This window comes from Nostoc sp. DedQUE08 (genome assembly GCF_034530895.1).
Classification (GTDB): domain Bacteria; phylum Cyanobacteriota; class Cyanobacteriia; order Cyanobacteriales; family Nostocaceae; genus Nostoc.
The window spans coordinates 272,348-294,882 of record NZ_JAVRCD010000002.1 but is presented as its reverse complement, the minus strand read 5'-3'; the positions used below and the strand labels follow the sequence as shown (position 1 = coordinate 294,882).

The 22,535-nt window shown below is 42.1% G+C and carries 17 protein-coding genes; 6 read left to right on the top strand and 11 right to left on the bottom strand.

The window, feature by feature from the left end; all coding sequences use genetic code 11:
• Window positions 1-114 precede the first annotated feature (114 nt).
• On the top strand, window positions 115-1,623 hold the full coding sequence (locus RMY64_RS02550; RefSeq protein ID WP_322699220.1) for a hydroxysqualene dehydroxylase: 1,509 nt from the start codon (window positions 115-117) through the stop codon (window positions 1,621-1,623).
• A 107-nt stretch (window positions 1,624-1,730) separates the two neighbouring features.
• Complete coding sequence (locus tag RMY64_RS02545; RefSeq protein ID WP_322674884.1) at window positions 1,731-2,099, top strand: DUF6464 family protein; 369 nt, start codon at window positions 1,731-1,733, stop codon at window positions 2,097-2,099.
• Window positions 2,100-2,158: 59 nt separating this feature from the next.
• Here the strand turns inward: RMY64_RS02545 and fmt are convergent, their stop codons facing one another.
• Entirely contained in the window at window positions 2,159-3,190 is a 1,032-nt protein-coding gene (fmt, locus tag RMY64_RS02540; RefSeq protein WP_322699219.1) for a methionyl-tRNA formyltransferase, read from the bottom strand.
• A 1,085-nt stretch (window positions 3,191-4,275) separates the two neighbouring features.
• Here fmt and RMY64_RS02535 point away from each other — a divergent pair.
• A complete protein-coding gene (locus tag RMY64_RS02535; protein WP_322699218.1) occupies window positions 4,276-5,610 on the top strand; it encodes a hypothetical protein in 1,335 nt (444 codons plus the stop codon).
• Window positions 5,611-6,387: 777 nt separating this feature from the next.
• Window positions 6,388-9,651 (top strand): DUF4347 domain-containing protein, encoded by a 3,264-nt coding sequence (locus tag RMY64_RS02530; RefSeq protein WP_322699217.1) that lies wholly within the window; start codon window positions 6,388-6,390, stop codon window positions 9,649-9,651.
• 145 nt (window positions 9,652-9,796) lie between these two features.
• Here the strand turns inward: RMY64_RS02530 and minE are convergent, their stop codons facing one another.
• The 6 genes from minE to RMY64_RS02500 all read right to left on the bottom strand — a co-directional run bounded on the left by minE (window position 9,797) and on the right by RMY64_RS02500 (window position 14,998).
• Window positions 9,797-10,093: a cell division topological specificity factor MinE gene (gene minE, locus RMY64_RS02525; RefSeq protein ID WP_322674880.1), complete on the bottom strand. Its 297-nt coding sequence runs from the start codon at window positions 10,091-10,093 to the stop codon at window positions 9,797-9,799.
• Window positions 10,094-10,129: 36 nt separating this feature from the next.
• Window positions 10,130-10,936: a septum site-determining protein MinD gene (gene minD, locus RMY64_RS02520; RefSeq protein ID WP_109012001.1), complete on the bottom strand. Its 807-nt coding sequence runs from the start codon at window positions 10,934-10,936 to the stop codon at window positions 10,130-10,132.
• Window positions 10,937-11,117: 181 nt separating this feature from the next.
• A complete protein-coding gene (gene minC, locus RMY64_RS02515) occupies window positions 11,118-12,149 on the bottom strand; it encodes a septum site-determining protein MinC (protein WP_322691725.1) in 1,032 nt (343 codons plus the stop codon).
• 165 nt (window positions 12,150-12,314) lie between these two features.
• A complete protein-coding gene (locus RMY64_RS02510) occupies window positions 12,315-13,637 on the bottom strand; it encodes a four-carbon acid sugar kinase family protein (RefSeq protein ID WP_322699216.1) in 1,323 nt (440 codons plus the stop codon).
• Between the two features lie 160 nt (window positions 13,638-13,797).
• Window positions 13,798-14,460 carry a hypothetical protein gene (locus RMY64_RS02505; protein ID WP_322674877.1) on the bottom strand — a complete coding sequence of 221 codons (663 nt, stop codon included), beginning with the start codon at window positions 14,458-14,460 and terminating at the stop codon, window positions 13,798-13,800.
• A gap of 40 nt (window positions 14,461-14,500) precedes the next feature.
• Window positions 14,501-14,998, bottom strand: coding sequence for a DUF29 domain-containing protein (locus RMY64_RS02500; RefSeq protein WP_322699215.1), 498 nt, complete (start codon window positions 14,996-14,998; stop codon window positions 14,501-14,503).
• Between the two features lie 774 nt (window positions 14,999-15,772).
• Here RMY64_RS02500 and RMY64_RS02495 point away from each other — a divergent pair.
• Both RMY64_RS02495 and RMY64_RS02490 read left to right on the top strand, forming a co-directional pair.
• A complete protein-coding gene (locus RMY64_RS02495; RefSeq protein WP_322699214.1) occupies window positions 15,773-16,252 on the top strand; it encodes a hemerythrin domain-containing protein in 480 nt (159 codons plus the stop codon).
• Between the two features lie 102 nt (window positions 16,253-16,354).
• Window positions 16,355-17,476: a Gfo/Idh/MocA family oxidoreductase gene (locus RMY64_RS02490; RefSeq protein WP_322699213.1), complete on the top strand. Its 1,122-nt coding sequence runs from the start codon at window positions 16,355-16,357 to the stop codon at window positions 17,474-17,476.
• 137 nt (window positions 17,477-17,613) lie between these two features.
• On the opposite strand, the gene RMY64_RS02485 is transcribed toward RMY64_RS02490, so the two are convergent.
• The 4 genes from RMY64_RS02485 to RMY64_RS02470 all read right to left on the bottom strand — a co-directional run bounded on the left by RMY64_RS02485 (window position 17,614) and on the right by RMY64_RS02470 (window position 21,853).
• Entirely contained in the window at window positions 17,614-18,903 is a 1,290-nt protein-coding gene (locus RMY64_RS02485; RefSeq protein ID WP_322699212.1) for a Glu/Leu/Phe/Val dehydrogenase, read from the bottom strand.
• 227 nt (window positions 18,904-19,130) lie between these two features.
• Window positions 19,131-20,273 (bottom strand): beta-ketoacyl-ACP synthase, encoded by a 1,143-nt coding sequence (locus tag RMY64_RS02480; RefSeq protein WP_322699211.1) that lies wholly within the window; start codon window positions 20,271-20,273, stop codon window positions 19,131-19,133.
• An 88-nt stretch (window positions 20,274-20,361) separates the two neighbouring features.
• Window positions 20,362-21,162 carry a peptidylprolyl isomerase gene (locus RMY64_RS02475; protein WP_322691721.1) on the bottom strand — a complete coding sequence of 267 codons (801 nt, stop codon included), beginning with the start codon at window positions 21,160-21,162 and terminating at the stop codon, window positions 20,362-20,364.
• Window positions 21,163-21,283: 121 nt separating this feature from the next.
• Window positions 21,284-21,853, bottom strand: coding sequence for a photosystem I assembly protein Ycf4 (locus RMY64_RS02470; RefSeq protein ID WP_322667183.1), 570 nt, complete (start codon window positions 21,851-21,853; stop codon window positions 21,284-21,286).
• Window positions 21,854-22,535: the final 682 nt, after the last annotated feature.

The window sequence follows — 22,535 nt, the reverse complement described above, 5'->3', positions numbered from 1 at the left end:
GCTAGCAAAGAGCCTATTGCATCCAAGTAAAAACCGCTATAATGACAACCCTTGCTCGATCGCAACACAAGTTCGTATACATTAGTTGAGAGACTGCAACAATTGGAGGCTGTGATGGTAGGAGGGTTACAACAAAAACGGGTGGTAGTTGTAGGTGCTGGTTGGGCTGGTTTAGGAGCAACTTACCATTTGGCAAAACAAGGTTATGATGTGACACTTCTGGAAGCAGGCCCCTATCCTGGTGGATTGGTGGCAGGTTGGCAAACGGCAGCCGGCAAATCTGTGGAAGCTGGCATTCATGGCTTCTGGTATCCTTACAAAAATATTTTTTCCCTAATCAATGAATTAGAAATTAATCCTTTTACTACTTGGACTCGTTCTTCGCAATATTCGCCAGCAGGTTTGGAAGTTGAATCACCAATTTTTCAAGACTTACCGCGACTACCCTCGCCACTGGGAACTTTTCTCTACACTCAGTTTAAACGGCTGCCACTAATTGACCGTCTTAGCGCCCTACCTTTACTTTATGCTGTCGTTGATTTTGATAATTCCGATGCAGCTTGGCGGCGCTATGATTTTGTAACTGCCCGTGAATTGTTCAAAGACTTTAACGTTGCTGCGCGACTTTACCGCGATGCTTTTGAACCGATGTTATTAGTGGGCTTATTTGCCCCTGGCGAACAGTGTTCAGCCGCCGCAACTTTAGGGATGCTTTACTTTTTTATTCTGGCTCATCAACCAGATTTTGATGTGGTTTGGTGTCGGGGAACTGTCGGAGAAAAGATATTTCGTCCTTGGGTGGAACGAATTGAAAAAGCTGGTGCGCGAGTATTGCCTAAGCGTCGGGTTACAGACTTAATTGTTAATAGTAATCAAGTTAAGGGTGTGGTTTGTGGTGATGAAGTAATTGAAGCAGATGCCGTAATTTTTGCGGTTGGAATCACCGGGATGAAGAAAATTGTCTCAACTAGCCCTAGTTTACAAAGTCGTGAAGAATTCCGTAATTTGAGCAATTTAGGAGCAATTGATGTTTTAGCCACGCGAATATGGTTTGACCGTAAAATTGATATTCCTCGTCCTTCTAATGCTTGTTTTGGATTCGACGCAAGTACAGGTTGGACGTTTTTTGATTTGAATGCTCTACATGATGAATATCGGGATGAGCCGGGAACAGTGATTGAAGCTGATTTCTATCACGCAAATCAATTTCTCAATTTGAGTGATGAGGAGATTTTAGCAATCGTTCAAGGTTATTTAGCAACTTGCGTACCAGCCTTTCGGGAGGCAAAGATTATTGATAGCAGTGTAATTCGGCTACCTCAAGCGGTAACTCACTTTGCACCTGGCAGCTATCGTTATATGTTGCCCGCCAAGACAAGCTTTGAGAATGTGTTTATGAGTGGGGATTGGATTGTGAACCGTCATGGTTCCTGGTCGCAGGAAAAGGCTTATGTTACTGGTTTGGAGGCAGCGAATTTGGTAGTGTCTTATTTGGGAGAAGGTCAGCCAGCTGAGATTTTAGCTGTAGAAGAGGATGAAGTGCATATCCAAGTGGCGCGATCGCTCAACCAAACTTTGCGTGACTTGAGCAAATCTATCCTACCTAACTTTTGGTTGCCATAATCTTTAGGGACGCGAAGAGTGAATCAATAATTGTAATCTAAATTCGGTAAGCTAAAGAAAGCGATCGCGATACTATCCTTATAATGTAAATCAAATCACATAAGCTTATGGAGCCAGACTCTTTACCAACTGAGGTGATTCTGACGCACCCGCGTGAGTCCCTCGGTAGAGTGCAACTTGATTGGACACCCCAACCCGGAAACTATCTTGATTTTGAAGGTAAAACTTACGCGGTTTTAGAGCGCCGTCATAGATACAAACTTCAAGCTGGGCGCTACCGCTTGCATAATATTGCCATTTATGTACAGTCTGCTAAACGACCATCTGAGAAAAGTTTGGTAGCGGGACGTTGGGTAGTCGGCGATGCCACCTGCTGCTACAATGCTCATTCAGAACTCATTCGCTGTGCAGTCAACCCCGATGGCCCTTGCGAATCTTGCCGTTTTTATGAAAAGTCTTCGGAGAGACGCGATTAATCGCGTCTGTACAAAAGTGAGGAGTTAAAAGTTATTCTCCTCCATCTCTTCCATCCCCGTCAGCTTCCCGTACCAAAAACTTCTCCTACAGTTAAGCGGGTACCATTAACAAAATCCCATCCAGACTGGGGACGTTTACCAGCTAGCTGAACTTCTCGCAACAGTAATAAACCTTCCCCAGTCTGGATAATCGCACCAATTCCTTTGACAATGCTGACTACAACTCCCGGTCGATCTGATACGTTTGACAAATCAGGCAATTTATGCACTAATTCTTGTAATTCTGGTGGGAGATCGCGTAGACGCAAAGCGGCTTGTCGCGAGACATCCCTCACAGAACCAAGAGGAGCAGAAGCAGTGATTTTCAACAGGTTGTTACGAAAGGTAGCGGTGCAGTTAGGGAAAAAGCCTCTGATTTGATTGTGTAATTGGAGCGCGCTTTTTGACCAATCCAAAGCATAATCTTGTTTTTGAATTAGAGGCGCATAAGTAGCTGCTAAATTATCTTGGGGAATTGGTTGAATTTCTTTACGTTCCAACTTTAACAGAGTTTCTATCAACAAATCCCCACCAATCTCTGCTAGTCTGTCGGCTAAATCTTGGGCATTATCCAGTAATCCAATCGGTGTAGTGGCTATTTGGAGCATTGCGCCGGTATCCATCCCCACATCCATCAACATGGTGGTGATCCCCGTTTCTTTCTCTCCGTTATACAAACACCACTGAATCGGTGCCGCACCGCGATATTTGGGTAAAATCGAGCCATGCACATTAATGCAAGCTAATTTTGGCATATTCAAGATTTTTGCCGATAAAATCTGTCCATAAGCGACAACAACAAACACATCTGCATCTAATTGTTTGAGTTTAGTTAAAGTTTCTTTGTCTTTTTTCACCCGTTCGGGTTGCCATACTGGTAAGTTGTGAGCAATAGCGATCGCTTTTACAGGTGTTGGCGTAAGTTTATTTCTGCGTTCTCGGCGTTTGTCTGGTTGGGTGACAACCGCCAGCACCTCAAATTCTGAATGATTCAATAATTTTTCCAAGGTGGGTACAGCAAACTGAGGTGTACCAAAAAATACAATCTTCATTAATAATTAGTAGTTTTTAGTCGTGAGTCATTAGTTAATCGTAAGTGCGCCCTTCATAACTGACAACATTAGACTTCTTGGCATTTGTCGGGGTAAAAGGTAAAGAAACTCAAAATCCTTTCCCTTTACCCTTTTCCCTTTTCCCTAAGAGTGCAAAAATATATTTTTGCAAGAGGTCTATTTAAGTTGCATGTTGAAACAGAATTCACTAAGCCTGCATCTAGCAGGTTTCTGTATTCGGGACGCAGTTGCAAAATACAGTTGTTAGCTGTAAATAATATTGGCTGTTTGGTGGTACAATATCTTCGTATTCATGAAACCAAAGGCTGCTTGATTAATTTAATAGTTAAGTTGACAAGCGTAACAGCTAGTATCAGCCGCATTTGCCTCTAGTGAAACTAATCACTTAGTGGTTTTTCTTTGCGAGTCGCTAGAGCATCTACCGAGTGAATTTTGTTGTGTTCCCGATCCTCTGCTTGAAATTAACTTTAAATGTAGTTACATTTCCGAAAAACTATTGCGTCTTCTAACTACTTCTGTAGTTTAGATAGCAATTTATAACTTTGGGTTGCTGATAGCAATATATTCTGAGTATGATGTATTATGCGTCCGCTTTCCCAGGTTTTTAATTAACGCCTCACGTTTACTATCATGAGGGTTTGCGCTGTTATATTTAGTGTGTAACCTAGCTTATTTGCTGTGTACTAGCGATCGCTAGTACGATCCCCGATAGCTGAGTTATCTAACTCTTGTTCGCCAGCCTCATTCCTAAAACTATATCCTCAATATTTTTAACCAAGACTTATTTTTGGTGTGTTTGGGTATAGCAACATTATATATCGTGTAGTAATTACTGAGTTCTCAGCATATTTACTATACTCGCATATTTTTGCCAAAAAATATTCCGTATCTAAGCAAGAAAAGGTGTAGACAATGATACTTAATTTTTGTAAACCTCTGCAAACTTTGAAGATATTATTTCGTCATTAGTTTTAGTTTCTTGTTATACATATAACTACCACCTGCTCGTTGCTGTTGATGTATTGCTTCTCACATAGCAATTGCCCCCTCTAGAGAGTCTACAAATGCTTAAACCCCTTTTGCTGTCAGGATGGTTCCGCACCCAACCATTTCTCAATTACGTTATCGTTGTGATACTGATTGCACCTTTATTAGGAGCATCGGCTCACACGATCCCAGTAAGATCCGAAGTACATAAACTAACTTCGATAACTGAAGAATCTGACTCTGGATCAAAGGAAATAGCTGTAGTTGGGGAACCTGAGATAGCTGAAACATTAAAAACAGATCAAATCGAATCGATAACAGAAGAATTTGACTCTGTACCAACACAAAGTACTGCTGTTCAGGAACCGCAAGTATTACCAGCAAATAAAATTGAGTCTTCAACTGAAGTAGATAATTATCTCTCAAGCAGCGATTTAGATGTAAGTGATGTAACTGTTCCCGATTCTTTGGCAGCAGTTGAACTCGCACCATCAACAGATGTTCCTGTTAGTCAACTTAATTTAATCCGCAAACTTAAAGCTGCTAATGTCAAGTCTTTGAGAAGACAAGAAAATTATCTCTCTAGAGAAAAATCTTTTACTGAATCATTGACAGCAACTCAAGTAGCACCAGCTATTAGAGAATCTCAATCAACCACAATGACGGAAATACCTGTTGTGGAACCAGCTAATGAGTCCCAAGCAGAACAAATAGATCCCATCGGTAGTCCTCATCCGATTCCTTGGAAATGGATTACAGCAACTCAAGAAGCTGTTGCTGCTAATGGTGGTTCTGGAGTGCGTCACTATCGCAGCGTACCTGTGATTTCTCCAGATGGTAAATATGCTGTTTATAGTCGGGTGCAACTGGAGGTAAAACCCCAAATGTACAACAGCCGTGTCACCAGCGTGATGTTTGTCCAAGATATGCACACTAAGAAATTGTGGGTGATGGCTTCAACGACTCCAGTTAGCGATCCTTTATTAAAGGTAAAGGCTGCAAAAGCGGAGTCTTCAGAAGAAACCGATCCGAGCGGTAAAATTGGGGTATTAGTTCCAGTTAGCTGGTCAGAAAAAGGCGATCGCTTCTTAGCACGCAAGTTTGATGGTATATTTAACACAGGTGATTCTACAGATAGTGCAGTGATTTGGGATCGGCAAAAAAATCACGCTAACACAGTTGCTCCTGTGAGTGACGAAGAACATGAAAAAATTGCCGTATTGTTAGGCTGGAGTAAAAGCCAACCAGATCGCGTATTATTCCGTGCAGGTGAACTGGGCGAGGAAAACTGGCCACTAATGCAAGTTGCTAATGATGGTAAGACTATCACTACAACAGACAGCGATCGCCCGATTACTTTTGGTAAAAAGGTAACAGAAATTTGGGCTGGCCCACAAGTTGCCTACCGATAGGTTATAAAAAATCCTACATACTCCCGTTGTCAGCAGTGACGACAACGGGATTTTTTTATATATTCCAAATAGGTTCTAGAAAAGTGGATTTGGTATTATTCGATTTCACCGAATCAAAACCTGACTTTCAAAAGTAAAGTTAGCGGAATACTCTTTTTAAGAAGTAAAAAGTAAATAGATAAGTAGGTCGGCAGAATAAAACCAAACTATAGGACTCATATTTGATTTTTGAAAAAAACTCAGTACAGCTTTATTCCTTCTTCCCAGTCCCCAGTCCCCAGTCCCCAGTCCCTAGTCCCTACGATCAATTCAGAAATCAAATCAGATTGCTATATATTAACAAAAATGAACGAGGCAAAAATTCTCTTCTCTACTGCCTCCTGCCTTATCCCAACAACAAATATTTACGCCCACCTACTTAATCCTTATAAATAAATTTAGGGAAAATAATCACGGACAGATTATTTATTTTACAACCCATCTCCAAATAAATGTTTTTATTTTGTTCCATAAATTTAGGGACTTGTAACCATTTTTGATAGTTTTTTATGAGTGCTTTTTAACTTTTTACTTTTGCTTTATTCTTTCAATAAATAATATAATATTTGATATCCATTAAGAGAAAGAGTTATCAATTATACAGTGAATTGAAGGCAGAAATAAACTGCAATTATTGTTCATAACAACAAGATAGAAATACCTGGTGCGCCCCATTCAAAAATATCGAATTAAGCAAGCTTTTAGCTGGTCAGTAATTTATAGGAATAGAAACAAACTATGACAACAGTATCATTAGCTCCTCAACCTAACTTCAGTATTGGGTATAATTCTAATTTAGATCGAATTTACAAGTATCAACAGCTACAACTAAGATTGATTGAGTGTGAAGCATTGGTAATCTTTGACAGCCGTGTTGAGGATCTTGAGATTCTTTATGCTGCCTTGTCACCTAAAGCTTTGGGTTATACTCTCACACTCGAAGACGATGCACTGGTAGTGATTACAAACTTAATAGCACAAACAAAAGCAAAACGGTTAGCCATTGTCGCCCACGGAACCCCCGGAGTCTTGCAAATTGGGGCATTGCCAATCAATCGCCAAGAAATCAAAAAACAAGCCCAATTATTGCAGCAGTGGAACGTTGCCGAAATTGCCCTCTACAGTTGCCAAGTCGGCAAAGATGCCGAGTTTATTAGCGAATTGGCGCAGTTGACGAAAGCAGAAATATTTGCCCCTGCTGGTAAAGTTGGCGCACCAACTCAAGGCGGAAGCTGGCAACTGGATATTCAATCAGACCGAGGGAAAATGAAGCCGCCTTTGACAGCAAATGGGTTAGCAAAATATCCAGGTGTGTTAGCTTCCCCAATAGCCCTTAATCTCAACTCCACCAGTAACACGCAGTTATTACGAGAACCAAGCGGACAAAGAAGTGGGATCACAGATGGTCATACCTATAAACAGCTTTTTGCCTTTGCGGCATTGAAAGAAGATGGTTCTGTCGTTACTTGGGGTAATAGTACTTATGGAGGAGATAGCAGTTCAGTCACTGGCCCACTTGCCTCTGGTGTCACCAACATTTCTTCTACATATTATGCCTTTGCAGCATTGAAAGAAGATGGTTCTGTCGTCACTTGGGGCGATAGTGGCTTTGGAGGAAATAGCAGTGCAGTCAGCAGCCAACTTACCTCTGGTGTCACCAATATCTTTTCTACACATATTGCCTTTGCAGCATTGAAATCAGATGGTTCTGTCGTCACTTGGGGCTATAGTACCAATGGAGGAGATAGCAGTACAGTCAGTAGTCAACTTGCCTCTGGTGTCACCAATATCTTTTCGACAGATACTGCCTTTGCGGCGTTGAAATCAGATGGTTCTGTCGTCACTTGGGGTTTTCCTTCCAATGGAGGAGATAGCAGTACAGTCAGTAGTCAACTTGCCTCTGGTGTCATCAATATCTTTTCGACAGATTCTGCCTTTGCAGCGTTGAAATCAGATGGTTCTGTCATCACTTGGGGCCTTATTGACTATGGAGAAGCTAACATTCCAGTCAGTAGCCAACAACTTGCTTCTGGTGTCACCAATATCTTTTCGGCAGATTCTGCCTTTGCGGCGTTGAAAAAAGATGGTTCTGTCGTCACTTGGGGCTATAGTACCAATGGAGGAGATAGCAGTACAGTCAGTAGTCAACTTGCCTCTGGTGTCACCAATATCTTTTCGACAGATACTGCCTTTGCGGCGTTGAAATCAGATGGTTCTGTCGTCACTTGGGGTTTTCCTTCCAATGGAGGAGATAGCAGTACAGTCAGTAGTCAACTTGCCTCTGGTGTCATCAATATCTTTTCGACAGATTCTGCCTTTGCAGCGTTGAAATCAGATGGTTCTGTCGTTACTTGGGGCTATAACACTAAAGGAGGAGATAGCAGTACAGTCAGTAGTCAACTTGCCTCTGGTGTTACCAATATCTTTTCTACACGTACTGCCTTTGCGGCGTTGAAATCAGATGGTTCTGTCGTTACTTGGGGCGAGAATTACTATGGAGGAGATAGCAGTTCAGTCAGTAGTCAACTTACCTCTGGTGTCACCAGTATCTTTTCAACAGATTTTGGCTTTGCGGCGTTGAAATCAGATGGTTCTGTCGTCACTTGGGGCAATAGTGAGTATGGAGGAGATAGCAGTTTAGTCAGTAGTCAACTTGCTTCTGGTGTAATCAACATTTCCTCTCCCTTTGACACCATTGGACTAATCGTTGCAGAAAATAGTCCAACTAATACCGCCATTGGCACTTTCAGCGGCGTTGACCCAGACCCAGAGGACACCATTACCTACAGCTTAGTCTCTGGGACTGGCAGCACTGATAATGATTCCTTCACGATTAACGGCAATCAACTGCTAATTAATGCTTCCCCAGACTTTGAAGCTAAGTCTAGTTACAGCATCCGTGTCCGCATCACAGATCAAACTAATTTATCCTACGAAAAAGCTTTCACCATCAAGATTACTGATGTTAATGAAACACCTCTCACTCCCGTAGTTGATATCAAGTTAATTAATAGCATCAATGATATCTTTGAAATCGATGCCAGCGAGTTCACCAAAGTCAATATTAAAATCAAAATTAAAGGACACAGTTCCAAATTAGTCAACGAAATCGGTGTCTTCAGTGTTGATGACAGCCTTGGCACTATTGACGGCATTGCACCAGATGCCGCAGGTTATCAAGAAAAAGCCCTCTCTAGAGCCAAAATCATCTTCTCAGTTCTCGCCAACAACCCCACAGGCTTTAATCCAGAAGACCTCAGCCGCATCCTCGATTTGCAGGGTGGTACACAACTACGCTTTTATTTGAAGTCTCAAGGTAACATTATCTTCTCGGACACAACTACCCAAAAAATCACTTCCGAAAACGAAGGTGGCTTCACTTTAGGGTGGAAAGATGGTTCCCGTGGCGATTCCGTTTTTGATGACTTGCAAGTGAATATTCAACAAACTGATGAACAATTACCCATCGGTACATCTTTGCAAGGAAAATCAGAAGGCGAAGCCCTGGATTTGCGGAATTTCGCCACTGACAGCTTGATTAGTGGGACTTTCATTGTTAACCGCGAAGCATCTTACAACAACTTTGTTGGTTTTTATAAAGTCACTGATACTGATGGTGGCATTGATACTAATGGTGATGGCACAGCAGACATTCTCCCTGGACAAGCGGGTTATGTACAAGCTGCAATTAACGAAAGGGTGAGTGATATTGCCTTATCGGTAGGTAATCAAGGTACGGGAAACTACAATGGCAACTTTCAAGGCGGCAGTATTTATGTGCCATTTTTGATTGTCGATAGTGGAGTTAATGCTTTGTTAGACAGCAATTCTAGCAATGACCCAACAGTTTACTTCACTTTCTTGGGTGCCAATGCTGACAAGACTCAGCATGTCAAGATGTTAGGTGATAATATCTTTGGTTTTGAGGATCTCTCTGGTGGCGGCGACAAGGATTACAACGATGTCATTGTCAAGATTAATTTGACTCATAACATCGCTTAAGTAAAGATCGGTATTAATTTAAAACCACGCTTTTTAAAAAAATAAAGCGGGGTTTTGTTATCATACAATATCGCTCTTCTGCCACTCTCCGGCTGGGCAATCTCTCTACAACTATTAACCTAAATAAAAATACTTAAAATTATAACTACAGAGACTTGTCACCTCTTTCCCATTCAGGTATCGCACCTTTGACTCGGCGGATGGGCAAATTAGCAATTAAAGCTGTGGTTCGTTGGTTGCTTTCTAAGGAGAACTCCAAGCCCTCTGTCTCAACTTCAACATAGCGACAGACTACATCTAGGATTTCTTTCCGCATTTTTTCCAACGTTTGAGGGTCTATATCAGCGCGATCGTGAGCAATCACCAATTGCAGGCGACGTTTAACTTGAGTTCGACTGCTATCAGGGCCGCGAAAAAAAAGTTTTTCTAGAAGTTCAATCATTACGAATAGGTCTGGCGCGGAAACTGGAAAAGTAAGTTAGACAATCTTTGTCCTGAACAACCTTCGTATCCGGGCGAAGATGCTGTCTTGGGACGAGTCGATCTCCAGAAATTCGACACTTTCCCCTTCTAATCTACGAGCAATGTTCTCAAAGGCTGTGGCAGCTAAAGAGGGATTTTCTGCTAACACTAAGGGTTCGCCGCGATTGGTAGATACAATAACACGCTCGTCGTCAGGGATTACCCCGATGAGGGGAATGGCGAGAAGTTCCTGAACATCTTGCACTGACATCATATCATTTGCCTGCACCATTGCGGGTCTGATGCGGTTAATTATTAAATGAACACGCTTGATACCTTGTGCTTCTAGTAACCCTACTACCCGATCCGCATCGCGAACTGAGGAAATTTCTGGTGTGCTAACAATTAACGCTTCTTTGGCTGGGCCGATCGCATTTTTAAACCCATTTTCAATCCCGGCAGGGCTATCAATAATCACATACTGATATTTTTGCGCTAGTGCATTCACCAATAACTTCATCTGTTCGGGTGTGACTGCATCTTTGGAGCGATTTTGGGCTGCCGGCAGGAGTACGAGATTGGGTTGGCGCTTATCTTTCACCAAGGCTTGTTCTAAACGGCATTCTCTGGCTAAGACTTCTACCGCAGTATAAACAATGCGGTTTTCCAGCCCTAACAGCAAATCCAAATTTCTCAGACCAAAATCCGCATCAACCAAAGCAACTTGACGCCCCATTTTGGCTAAAGCCATACCCAAATTTGCTGAAACTGTGGTTTTACCCACTCCTCCTTTACCGGAGGTAATCACAATAATGCGAGTCATGATAGAAATGCGGTCAATGAGGGTTCAGGAAATATAAAACAGTAAATTGCAGTATAAAGTATGAAGTATCGTATCAAGTATGAAGAAATATCTGTTCTCCCCGATCTGGGTGAGGCATGAATATTTGTTTTATTTCATCTTTACTTATATACTTCATTCTTTAAGTAAATATTTATGGTTCTTAATTGCTCTTGGTGAATTGGTTTCTGGAAAAATCAGTTGCCCTAGCGATACGAATTCCTTGGGGCGTAATATGTGCCACCTCTGGAAAAAACTGCATTGGCGGTTTTTCTGGTGCTCTAGCTACAGCATCTGCGATCCGCAGTTGGGTTGGTTCCATTTGCAAGGCCATAATCAGACACTCACTATTGCCTCCAGCCCCAGCATGAGCGATTCCACGCAGACGACCCCAGATAATAATATCTCCATCTGCAATTACAATACCACCTGGATTTAAATCTCCCAAGAGAATTACTGTCCCACGATGACGAATTTCTACTCCAGAGCGGACTGTCATTTCTAAATAGAGGGCATCTTCTTGGGGGATCGCTGTAGCTGTTGGCTCGGAACTCAGGGAAGTTACGGGCTGTAATTGTTCTACTGAATACCCAGAAGTCACGGCAGCGATCGCAGTTTGCCGCCGACTGGTCGAGACAGATATGAGCCGCAGTTGGACATCGTTCAAAGCTTCGGCGAGTTCTTGGAGTTGTCTGGTATCTACCAAACGGTCTTGTGCCATTAAATGCACAGGTGTATTAGAGACACGGAAGCGATCGCCTGCACTCAGACGTTGCCTGATTTGTTGCCAAATATCTGACCAAGTGAGTTCTGAGGCAGATACTTGAGATTCCGAGGGCAAAATTAATAAAAGTCGTCCCTCCTTACTTCTTAACTGGACTTGAGTATTATCATTTGCACGATGCCCTGGTAATGCTAACTCATTGGGATTTAAATCAGTTAGGATAAAATCCGATCCGGCATCAGTATTTGACTCTACATCTGGGTCAGCAGGATTTGACTCTACATCCCCAAGAACAGTATCTGATTTTAAATAAAGGAGGACAGATTTTAACTCAGCATCCGGGAGGATAGAATCTGACTCTACATCAGAAACAGTAGAATTTACCTCTACCTCGGAAAGTATAGAGTTTGATTCTGCATTAGGAAGTGCAGAATTTGACTTTAGATTGGGAATCGCAGAATCAGAAGTCATGCAGTACTAGCCAAAAGACAACAGATTTTAAATTTTGGGTCGCACCTTTGGTGCGCTGATAGCGCAACTTGGATTTTGGATTTGTGTCACGGAAAAGGGGTGTTGGCGTAGCGGGATATTAGTCCGACATTAACCAAAAGACTCTTTAATCTAAAATCTCAAATCTCAAATTTGCACGGTCAACCTCTGATAAACTGTCCCCAAGGCATCAGCATCGCCAACGTTACCTGGAAACAGCACCACAGGTAAATCAGGAAACTGAGGATGATCGGATGGCGTTAACACCATTGAACAACCAGCTAAAATTTGACCCAGTAAACGGGCTGAAGTTAAAGCTAGTCCAGTACTCAAAACATCATTAGATGTAATACCACCCTTGCTGATTAAAAATCCTATATCAGATGGTAAACTCCGTACAATATCCATCAATAAACCTGAAACTTTTTCCCCAAACTCCAATCGTGTCTTGACATCTTTAAAATTCAGTTCCTGACGGCTAGTATAAACCACTGGTGTTTTGCCAGCTTTGTTTGCCGCTTGTGTACTTTCTTGAATTTCAGTTAGCAATGCCGCAGATTGATTTGCATCATCAAGTAATCGCGCTACATTCACTTCGATTCCGACAGTTCCTTCTAGTTGCAACAGCGCCTCTAATTGCTGGGTAGTCTTTTTCACATGGGAACCTACAATCACCGCGCCTGGTTTGCCTTGGCGCACGTACTGAGCCATGTTTTCGGCGGCAATGGGTTGGGGAGGTAAAGCGGCTATTGCCGTTAAAATACTTGCTGCACTGCGAAATAAAAAGCGTTTTCCTTGACTTGCTGCTGCTAATATGTCTACTGCAAAGCGGTTGAGATCGTCTTGAGTTTCACCATCGACGACAGCGCACTGATTACCATGAAGTTGTAACAATCGTTCCAAACTACCAGCGCGAATATCGGCGAGGAGAAACCTTTCTACAACTTCGGCCCTAATTCGTCCTTGAGTCTTTTCTTCGACGTACTTGGGTAAGTAACTGTGATGGTAGCTGAAGACTGAATCACGGGCAAATTCGGTTTCATGGACTGGAGTGGGTACGCCAGCAATCATCAAGTAATGCACACTGTCACGGGTGATGCGTCCACCTTCAAAAAAAGCTGGTACGAGAAAATGAGCATCAAAGGGCCCGAGTTCTTGGGCGATCGCATCTGTTTCAATCGGATAATGTCCCCGCAAAGTAGAATCAGAACGGCTGACAACTAAAAAATCGTCAATTCCTTCAGCCTTCAAAGCGATTTTCAGGTTGTGGCAAACTTCTTTGGTGACAGATGCAGCTGACTCTGGCGTTAGCGCTCTAGTATTAGTCAGCACAAAGAAAATCGGCGAATCATCCTGCAACCCACGGCGTAAAGTCTCCACATCCCAATGCATCAGCAGCAAGCAGCTGTGGACTGTTTGAGAACCTGTAGGGTCATCATCCAGAACAATTATTTTGGGTTTGTTGCTCATTTCAGTCAACGGGGCGATTGTTTTCTGGGAAAGTTTTGGGCGACTAGAAGTCGCTACTACATAAGCAAAGTCCACCTCCGTGAACTAATCTAAAATCAAGGGTTTTCTAACCTGTGGAGGCAGGTAAATTCTCGTGTAACCGCTTTTACAAACATTCTCATTAGCCTTTCTGCAATTTTCTGATTTCTGCTTGCACATCGATCGCAATTTGCAATGATTGATTTAACAGTTGAGCGTATTCGCCTGCTTGACTACTAACTTGTAAAGCTCGCAGACTCGCTAAATTATTCACAAATAACTCTTGGTTATTAGCAAGCAATTTTTTATTATCTCGCAAAATTCGTTCCGTTTTCAGAGCGCGGACTAAATCTTCTCTAATTAGTTGCAAGGCGGAGGTTACTTTATCTCGGTCATGGATGCTGCTTTCTACGTTTCCTGATGCTGCCAATTGGTCATTAATATCGATGGCAGCAACCAGGTCATGATATTTATCAACTTCATCTAAAAGTATTGTCAGTCCTTCAGGACAGGTTAATTGTCGCCATAGCCATCGTCCCACTAATATCGGCATTGGCACTAAAATTAGTAAAAGAATTCCTAGTCGAACTGAAGAACCAATAGTTGGCAGAATAATAAACGCGTAAACAAAGCCCACAATTATTGGCGTTAGCGCTAGCGTCACCAGCATTTCACTGATAAAAAACCCTAATCGCTTTTTGCCATCTCGCAGAACAGAGGGTCGAAAAACGTCTTCTGGATCGAACCCAGTCAAACGTCTTAGTTCACCCTTACTAATTTCCAAGCCTATTAAATCCGGCTGCACGTCTGCATACTCCTATGGAAACCCAAGTTGCGTATTCATTTTAATCGGGTTTACCGTGATGATTGTGGTTATATTCAGGAAACCAGTTTTCATCTAAGATTTGTTCTAAAGAACCAATGGGTATAGAGGGAAATATGTCAATGGCAAGTTGAGAGCGATCGCTTGCTTCTATCCTTGCATCCTGATAACATTCATCAAATATTTCTAAAATGTAAGGTTTAAGACTAGGACTATCTTTCAGAGCTTTTTTAATCTCTCTGCGAAAAGTCCTGATTTCTCCTTTCCAATGTCCTTGATTACGTTCTCGTTCTTTATCCCAACACTTGAGTTTTAGTAAATGTTCAAGAAGCTTAATTAATAAACTTTCAATTGTTCGCTTCTCCCTTCTACCCATAGTTTCTAATTCTTCTAACAAATTATCTAAATCAACAGCAGAAAACTGTCCAGCGCGAAGTTGGTTTATAGTTGTCCTCAGCCACAGGTAATAATCTTGGTCGTATAAACTTTGAGTTACTGATTGGATTATTGGTTTTACCATACAATAGCCAAACTCCTACTATTTTTTTATTGAGCTTCAATTGAGCTTCTATGCAATTGGAAGCCCAAGTTGCGTATTTATTTTAATCGGTTTTGGTGTGGATGAATTTCTTTAGTCAGATAGACTGAGGGTAAACGCCAACTCAGCGTGACTCGCACCCCTCCATTAGGCAAAGTTAACAGAAGTAACTGATTGTCACTTCTGTTGTAACATCAAAGACAAGCAAGACTTAGTACAGCATTTCATTAATTCGTAGCGAATTAAATTTGGCAATACACAACAATGCTAATGCATCGGCTTGCATTGTTAATACACGACAATGCTAATGCATCGGCTTGCATTGTTAATACATCAGCGGCCTTGTTAATGCATCGGCTTGCATTAAAAACGCTACGCTTTTACGCAAAGCTGTACTTAGTTGTGTTCAAGACTTATACCACTAACAGTTTCACTGTCAGCTTTGGTGTTTCAACAAAAATCGAAAAAGTCTAGCTAAGGTGCAGGAGCAGTTTAGTAGTGTACCGTGTGGGAATCTTCAACTGGTGTTTGAGGTTTGGGCTGTAGCCTTGAGTTGCTAACGCTACATACTTAAGATCCATCATGCTGAGGTTATGAATTTCAGTCAAGGTGCAATACCGAAAATATTCCTTAAGTCTAAATTAAAGCTTACTCAAAGAATGAGGTTTTCATTTCCCAAGTCATTGAAAATATACGAGTTCCCATTCATTAACCTCCAAATATCAGTCTGATAAATCGATTATTACTGAGGTAAAAATGGCTAAAACTAAAGCTAAATCAACAGACATTCTTTCATTAATTGAAGCAGAACATCGCCAAGTTGAGAAACTTTTTGCAGAAGCAGAAAAAGCTAAAGGTGCAAAGTTGGTTGAGCAATTCAATCAAATCTATATAGAATTGATCTTACATGCAAGAACAGAAGAATTAGTCTTCTACCCAGCTTTGCGAGAATACGAAGAAACTGAAAAATATGTTGAAAAAGCTGAAGAAGAACATGAAGAAATTTCAGTTATTTTAGAAGAAATTAAGTCGTTTAAGCCTAATAACCCTGAATTTAGAGAAAAAATCAGTGAATTGAAGGAAACACTTGAGCATCATGTAAAGGAAGAAGAAAACGAAATTTTTCATGCTGTGCGCGAATGTATGAGCGATCGAGAGCTAACTGAATTGGGACAAGAGTTTCAAGAAATTAAAGCTAAGTTGACATCAAATGTAGAAGCTGCATTAGCAATGTAGGAATACACTTGTTTCAAATGTTTGCATAAATAGTTAGCCATAATTTCCACGTAATTAGGGCATTAAAATTACCAAAATTTTCCTTCATAAAAGAGTAGAAAAATGACTGCTACAAATGGTAAGAACAAAATTCGTTATGCCGTTGTTGGTTTAGGTTGGTTTGCCCAACAAGCTGCCTTACCTTCCTTTGCCCAGGCTGAAAACTCAGAATTAGTGGCACTAGTTTCAGATGACCCCACTAAAAACGAAGAATTGAGTAAAAAGTATAGTCTTGAGCATACTTACTCCTACGAAGAGTATGAGGACTGTTTGGCAAGCGGCGAGATTGATGCAGTTTATATTGCGTTACCTAATCACTTGCATTGCGACTACACTGTGCGAGCTGCTAATCAGGCAATTCATGTGTTATGTGAAAAGCCAATGGCAGTAACAGAAGAAGAGTGTGAGGCAATGATTAAAGCTGCTAATGATAATAATGTGAAGCTGATGATTGCCTATCGCTTACATTTAGAAGAAGCTAATTTACAAGCAGTTGAAATTTTGCGTACAAAGCAAATTGGTGAACCACGAATTTTCAACTCAGTTTTTACTCAGCAAGTAGAAGAAGGCAATATTCGTTTACGAGATGTTACAGGTGGTGGCACGCTCTATGATATTGGCATCTACTGCATTAATGCTGCACGTTACCTCTTTCAAGATGAACCAATTGAAGTATTGGCTGTAGCTGCCAATAACGGAGAACAACGCTTCAGCGAAGTGGAAGAAATGGCTAGCGTTATCTTGCGCTTCCCAAATGAGCGTTTGGCAACATTTACCTGTAGCTTTGGAGGAGCAAGTGTTTCAACCTATCAGATTGTAGGGACTCAAGGCGATTTACGAGTAGAACCTGCATATCCTTGGCAGGGCGAAATCAAGCATTACTTAACAATTAATGGTGAAACTCAAGAGCGTACCTTTGAGGATCGCGACCAATTAGCAGCTGAATTTACCTACTTCTCTGATTGTATTCTCGAAGATAAAGATCCAGAACCATCAGGTACGGAAGGGTTGATTGATGTTTCGATTATTCAAGCACTTTACCAGTCAATTGAGACGGGTAAACCTGTGCAGATCCAAACTAGCAATCGCCATCAACATCCCACATCGGATCAAACTATTGAGCGTCCTCCTAATGACGAGAAGCCAGACTTAATCCACGCTGCTGCACCTTCTGGCGAGTCATAATGCGATAGACCACTAGTTATGTTGTAGCGATCGCTTAACAAAAACATCGGCTATTCATAACATATAAGGGCACAATATTATAGTTGTGCCCTTATATGTTATCTATTCAATTAAAAACTGCTGTCTATACCCAAATATTAAGGATAAAGACCTCTGTCAGTCAACGCCTGAGCCACTCTACCTACCCCCAGCGTGTAAGCTGCTAATCTTAAAGAAATTTGCCGTACCTCCGACTGATGAATCACCTTGCGATAGGCTTGCACCATCAAATGTTCCATTTCGCGGTTGACGCGCTCCTCATCCCAAAATACGTAAGAAAGACCCTGTACCCACTCTAAATAACTGACTACTACACCGCCAGCATTCGCCAAAATATCTGGTAACACTGTCACACCCCGCGCCTCTAAGGCCAAGTTAGCCTCAAGAGTAACCGGGCCGTTAGCTGCTTCTGCGACAATTTGCGCCTGCACCTGATTGACATTTTCTTCAGTGATTTGGTTCTCCAAAGCTGCTGGTATTAAGACATCACAGGGTAAAGTTAATAAATCTGCATTGCTAATTGGTACAGATTGCGGGAAACCCACAATACTCTTGCGATTTTCAGCAGCGTAGACTTTTAATTTGGGAATATCAAGACCAGCTTCAGAGAATATTCCCCCAGCACCAGTTGAAACGGCGATAATTTTCGCGCCTGCTTCATATAGTAATTCTGCTGCGGCACAGCCGACGTTACCGAAACCCTGAATAGCTACCCGCACTCCTGCTAAGGATTTACCTCGATCTGCTAGCGCCTCACGGACAATAATCATCGTGCCACGTCCGGTTGCCATTTCTCGTCCCAGAGAACCACCAATCGAAAGGGGTTTTCCAGTTACAACTCCTGGTACAGCATGACCAACATTTACCGAGTAAGTATCCATCATCCAAGCCATCTCACGGGCAGAAGTACCCATATCTGGCGCAGGAATATCTACGGAAGGCCCAATATCTTTAATCAACTCGCTGATATAACGGCGGCTGATTCGCTCTAATTCGCCAACACTGTAGCGTTTGGGATCTATAGCAATGCCACCCTTTCCACCACCGTAAGGAATACCTAATAAGGCACATTTCCAGGTCATCAGCATTGCTAAAGCAGATACTTCCCGCAGTGTCACAGCCGGATGGTAACGAATTCCGCCCTTGTAGGGGCCTAAAACATCAGAGTGCTGTACCCGATGTCCCGCGAGAACTTGGATTTCCCCATCATCTAGCTTCACGGGAATGGAAACTGTGACAACCTTACGCGGGTGGCTGAGAATTTCTAGCAAACCCTGATTTAAATTTAATTCTTTAGCTGCCGCTTCTAGGTAACTACAGGCTTGGTCAAAGGGGCATATATGCGCTGGAGAAGCAGGTTCTGACAGCAACGAAGATTTTGAAATCATAAATTTTCTCCTAATCACGGTATCTTTACGAACCGGATATCATCTGTACTTAAGCTTATCCTTTTTTTTAGGGAAAACAAATATTTTGTAGTTTTTGTTACAGTTTTATATTTTATATTCTGATATATAAAAATATTCAAAAATCACCTTTTTTAAAGGCGCGCACTGTGTAAGTCTTAATAAAAATTAATATATTATGTTGGTCAGATAGTTAAATCCACAAGTTTTCACTTGGCTAATGCGATCGCGGCATTCTGTCCCCCAAAGCCAAAACTCAAACATAATACCTGTCGAATTTTACTTAGACGTGCGGCTGTAACAATATCTAAATCAAATTCTGGCTGCTGCAATCCTAAACAAGGCGGTAATATTTGATGCTTTAGCGCCATGAGAGAAAAAGCTACACCTAAAGCTCCAGATGCGCCTAGTGTATGACCTGTGCTTCCCTTGGTGGAACTAACCGCCACGCCTTGGGGAAACAAACATTGGATTACCATGCTCTCCATCTGGTCATTTAGCTGGGTAGCTGTACCATGAGCATGAATGTAATCGATATCGCCTGGTAATAGACAACTACGTTCTAGACATTGTTTGATAGCAGCGATCGCACTTTTCCCTTCGGGTTCTGGTGAATTACTATGATATGCGTCGTTGGTTAAGCCGAAACCGAGAATTTCACCATACACTTTTGCTTGACGCTGCTTGGCAAACTCTGCTGATTCTAAGACAAACACAGCTGCGCCTTCGCCCAAGACTAAGCCTTCTCTGTGCAAATCAAAGGGATAAGCCCCAGTTTTTGCCAAAGCACCCATCTGCTGAAACCCAGCTAAAGTTAAAGGTGTAATCGGTGCTTCCACTGCACCTGCGATCGCTTGTTGACATTGCCCAGTTTGGATAAGCATAGCTGCTTGGGCAATAGACCAAATTCCAGTAGCACAAGCTGTCATTGGTGCCAAAACTATACCAGATGCACCAATTTGTCGCGCTGCTGCGATCGCATTTAAATGAGGTAATGTATCTAGCCAATTTCCAAAAGAGGAAATCGGGAAATGATTCGCGTTATACATTTGCCGCGCCAGCATTTCCCAAGACGCTTGATAAGAGCGACTCGATCCAATGACTACAGCACAATCAGCTAAAGGTGTAACTAACCCAGAATCTTGTAAAGCAGAAGCAACAACCATCCGAGTTAACCTTGTCAACTCAGATGGTTGTTGATTAATCAAACCTAGAGGAAGTGGCGTAAGTTCTGGAAATGGTTGATGTAACCGAATTCCAGATTTACCAGCGATTAAATTTCGCCAGCTATCTTCTAAGCTTCCACCCAAGGCAGAAACTAAACCAATACCAGTAACAACAATTTTGACCAATTTAGGAGTTAGGAGTTAAAAGTGAGGAGTTAAGAGTTAAGAGTTTTTCCCTTGCCCCCCTGCTCCCCTGCTCCCCTGCCTCTTTCTCCTACTGTCCAGGCGTTTTTAAGTTTTCAGCACCTTGAGTGACTTTAGCAGAGTCAATGCGATCGCCTTGCTGAATTTTGTTTACTACATTAAAGCCTTGAGTGACATTGCCAAACACGGCGTAGTTACCATCTAAAAAAGCTAGATCCGCTAAAGCAAAGTAAAACTGGGCAGAAGCTGAATCTGGTGATTGCGATCGCGCCATTGCTACTGCACCCTGTTTATGGGGCAATACGACGGGTTGAGCAGTAGCATCAAATGGTTTATTGTAAATCGGAGTATCTGAACCTTTTGGCTTAACTTCTAAAGGTATATAACGAGCATTTCCCGTTTTTGGGTCAATATAGCTACCAGTTCCTAGTTGATCTGCTGGAACTTTCGGGTCTTTGCTTTTGGGATCGCCCCCTTGAACTACAAAGGGTTGGGGTTCGCGTACAACTCGATGGAAAGCTAAACCATCGTACACACCCTTTTGCACTAAATCTACAAAGTTGCCGGCTGTAATAGGGGCATCAGTGCCATCTACTTCGATAGTAATCGGCGAACCTTTAACCGTGATTACCACAGTAGCCTTGCCTTCTAGTCTTGGTAAATCTGTTATTCCAGGAATACTCTCACTAATAGTTTGAGATACAGATGTTGCTTCAGTAGTTGTCTTGGTGCTTGCCTCGGTTGTAGCCGAGGTAGCAGTCGAGTTTGGAGAAGAGCTATTAGAAGCGACTTGCTGTGTTGAACATCCTCCCAACATCAAGGCACTGATAATCACAAGAGAAAGCAAAAATTGTGAAATTTTTAACCGCATTGCCTGTTACCGATTTAACCAAAGTATCTTATCGTTTTGAGGAGCATTGGGATTAGGGGAGAGGCGACAGGTAATAGGGAATAATCTGTACCCTGTTACCTCTACCCTCTACCCTAATTTCTTAAAGTCCTTCTAGTGATACTCCCAAAAAGCGGGCTAACTTTGCGCCTTCTGTTTCCAACTCTGTTAAAGATACCGGTTGTCCAACCCGTGTTAAGGGTATATCTCGCCGTCCTTTAATGCGTAGATAGAGGGCGCGACGGGGGTTAAGACCTTCTTTTATGTCTATTAATACAGATTGGACATCTTCTATGCGGCTATCAATCTGGATTCGGCGGTTTTTACCAGGAAACCCCCAGCGGAAGATTTTGATTGCGCCAGTTTCCCGATCGAATTCGTTGTAACCGCCTCCAACATCCAATAAAATCACTAACCACAGGTATGTAGCTAATAGCAAGCCAGCGGTACCATATAACCCCATTACTAATCCTTGGGGGACAAATACCAGTTGAGTGGGATCGGAAACTATGAGTAAATTAACTTTTAAATAACTGGATATTCCAGCCAATAGAAAGCCGCTTGCTCCCAAGGTAACGATAGTTGCCCACCAGTAGTTACTGAACCGACGAGAACCGAGAACATTTTGGTGCAGGAGGCGATCGCCTTTGTTAATCGTTGTTGATGTCGTCATTGAACTACCATTGCCTGTGAGATACTCGCTGTCACATACTCGCACACTGAATGCTCTTGCATAGAGTGGTGGGTTCCTTTGCCAATCCGGCTATTGCTTAGGAGGCACGGAGAGCTATGTTTTAAGTCCACGGGAACCCTGCCGCAGACTATAAATTTTTCACTTTGTACCTTACAAATTTTACTGTCCCGGATAATGCCGGCTTACTTGTACTACGGGACAAACCACTTAGGCTATTTGTATTAGTCAAGATATGCCAACTTCCTTTCTCCTTGTCTAACGTTTCACATAGGTTTTCCAGAGGTGTATCAACGACCGTGGCAGCGAAGTGACTATCCGCATTTTACCAAACATCGTTGACAAAAACTCAACTGCGCCCTTCTATGTTCCTGCTACCGATATAATTTTTTAGGGAGTGTTGTACTATTTTTTTACTCAATGGCCGATCAAAATTCTTTCTCCCTGTCCTTCAGCCCCCCTTATTCCCTGCCACCCTCTCCCTGCCTCTTTTTGACCTCTTGAAATGAGCGATCTACCTACCTCCATCTACATTAAATTTTTTTAGATTTCTGAGAAAAGTTGTGTCAAATTGTAAAATTTCTGATATTCATATTATTTATAAGGTTCGTGTTTCATAGCTCATTTCCTTTTGCGTATCAGGCAAAAACCCTGAGTAGTGTGA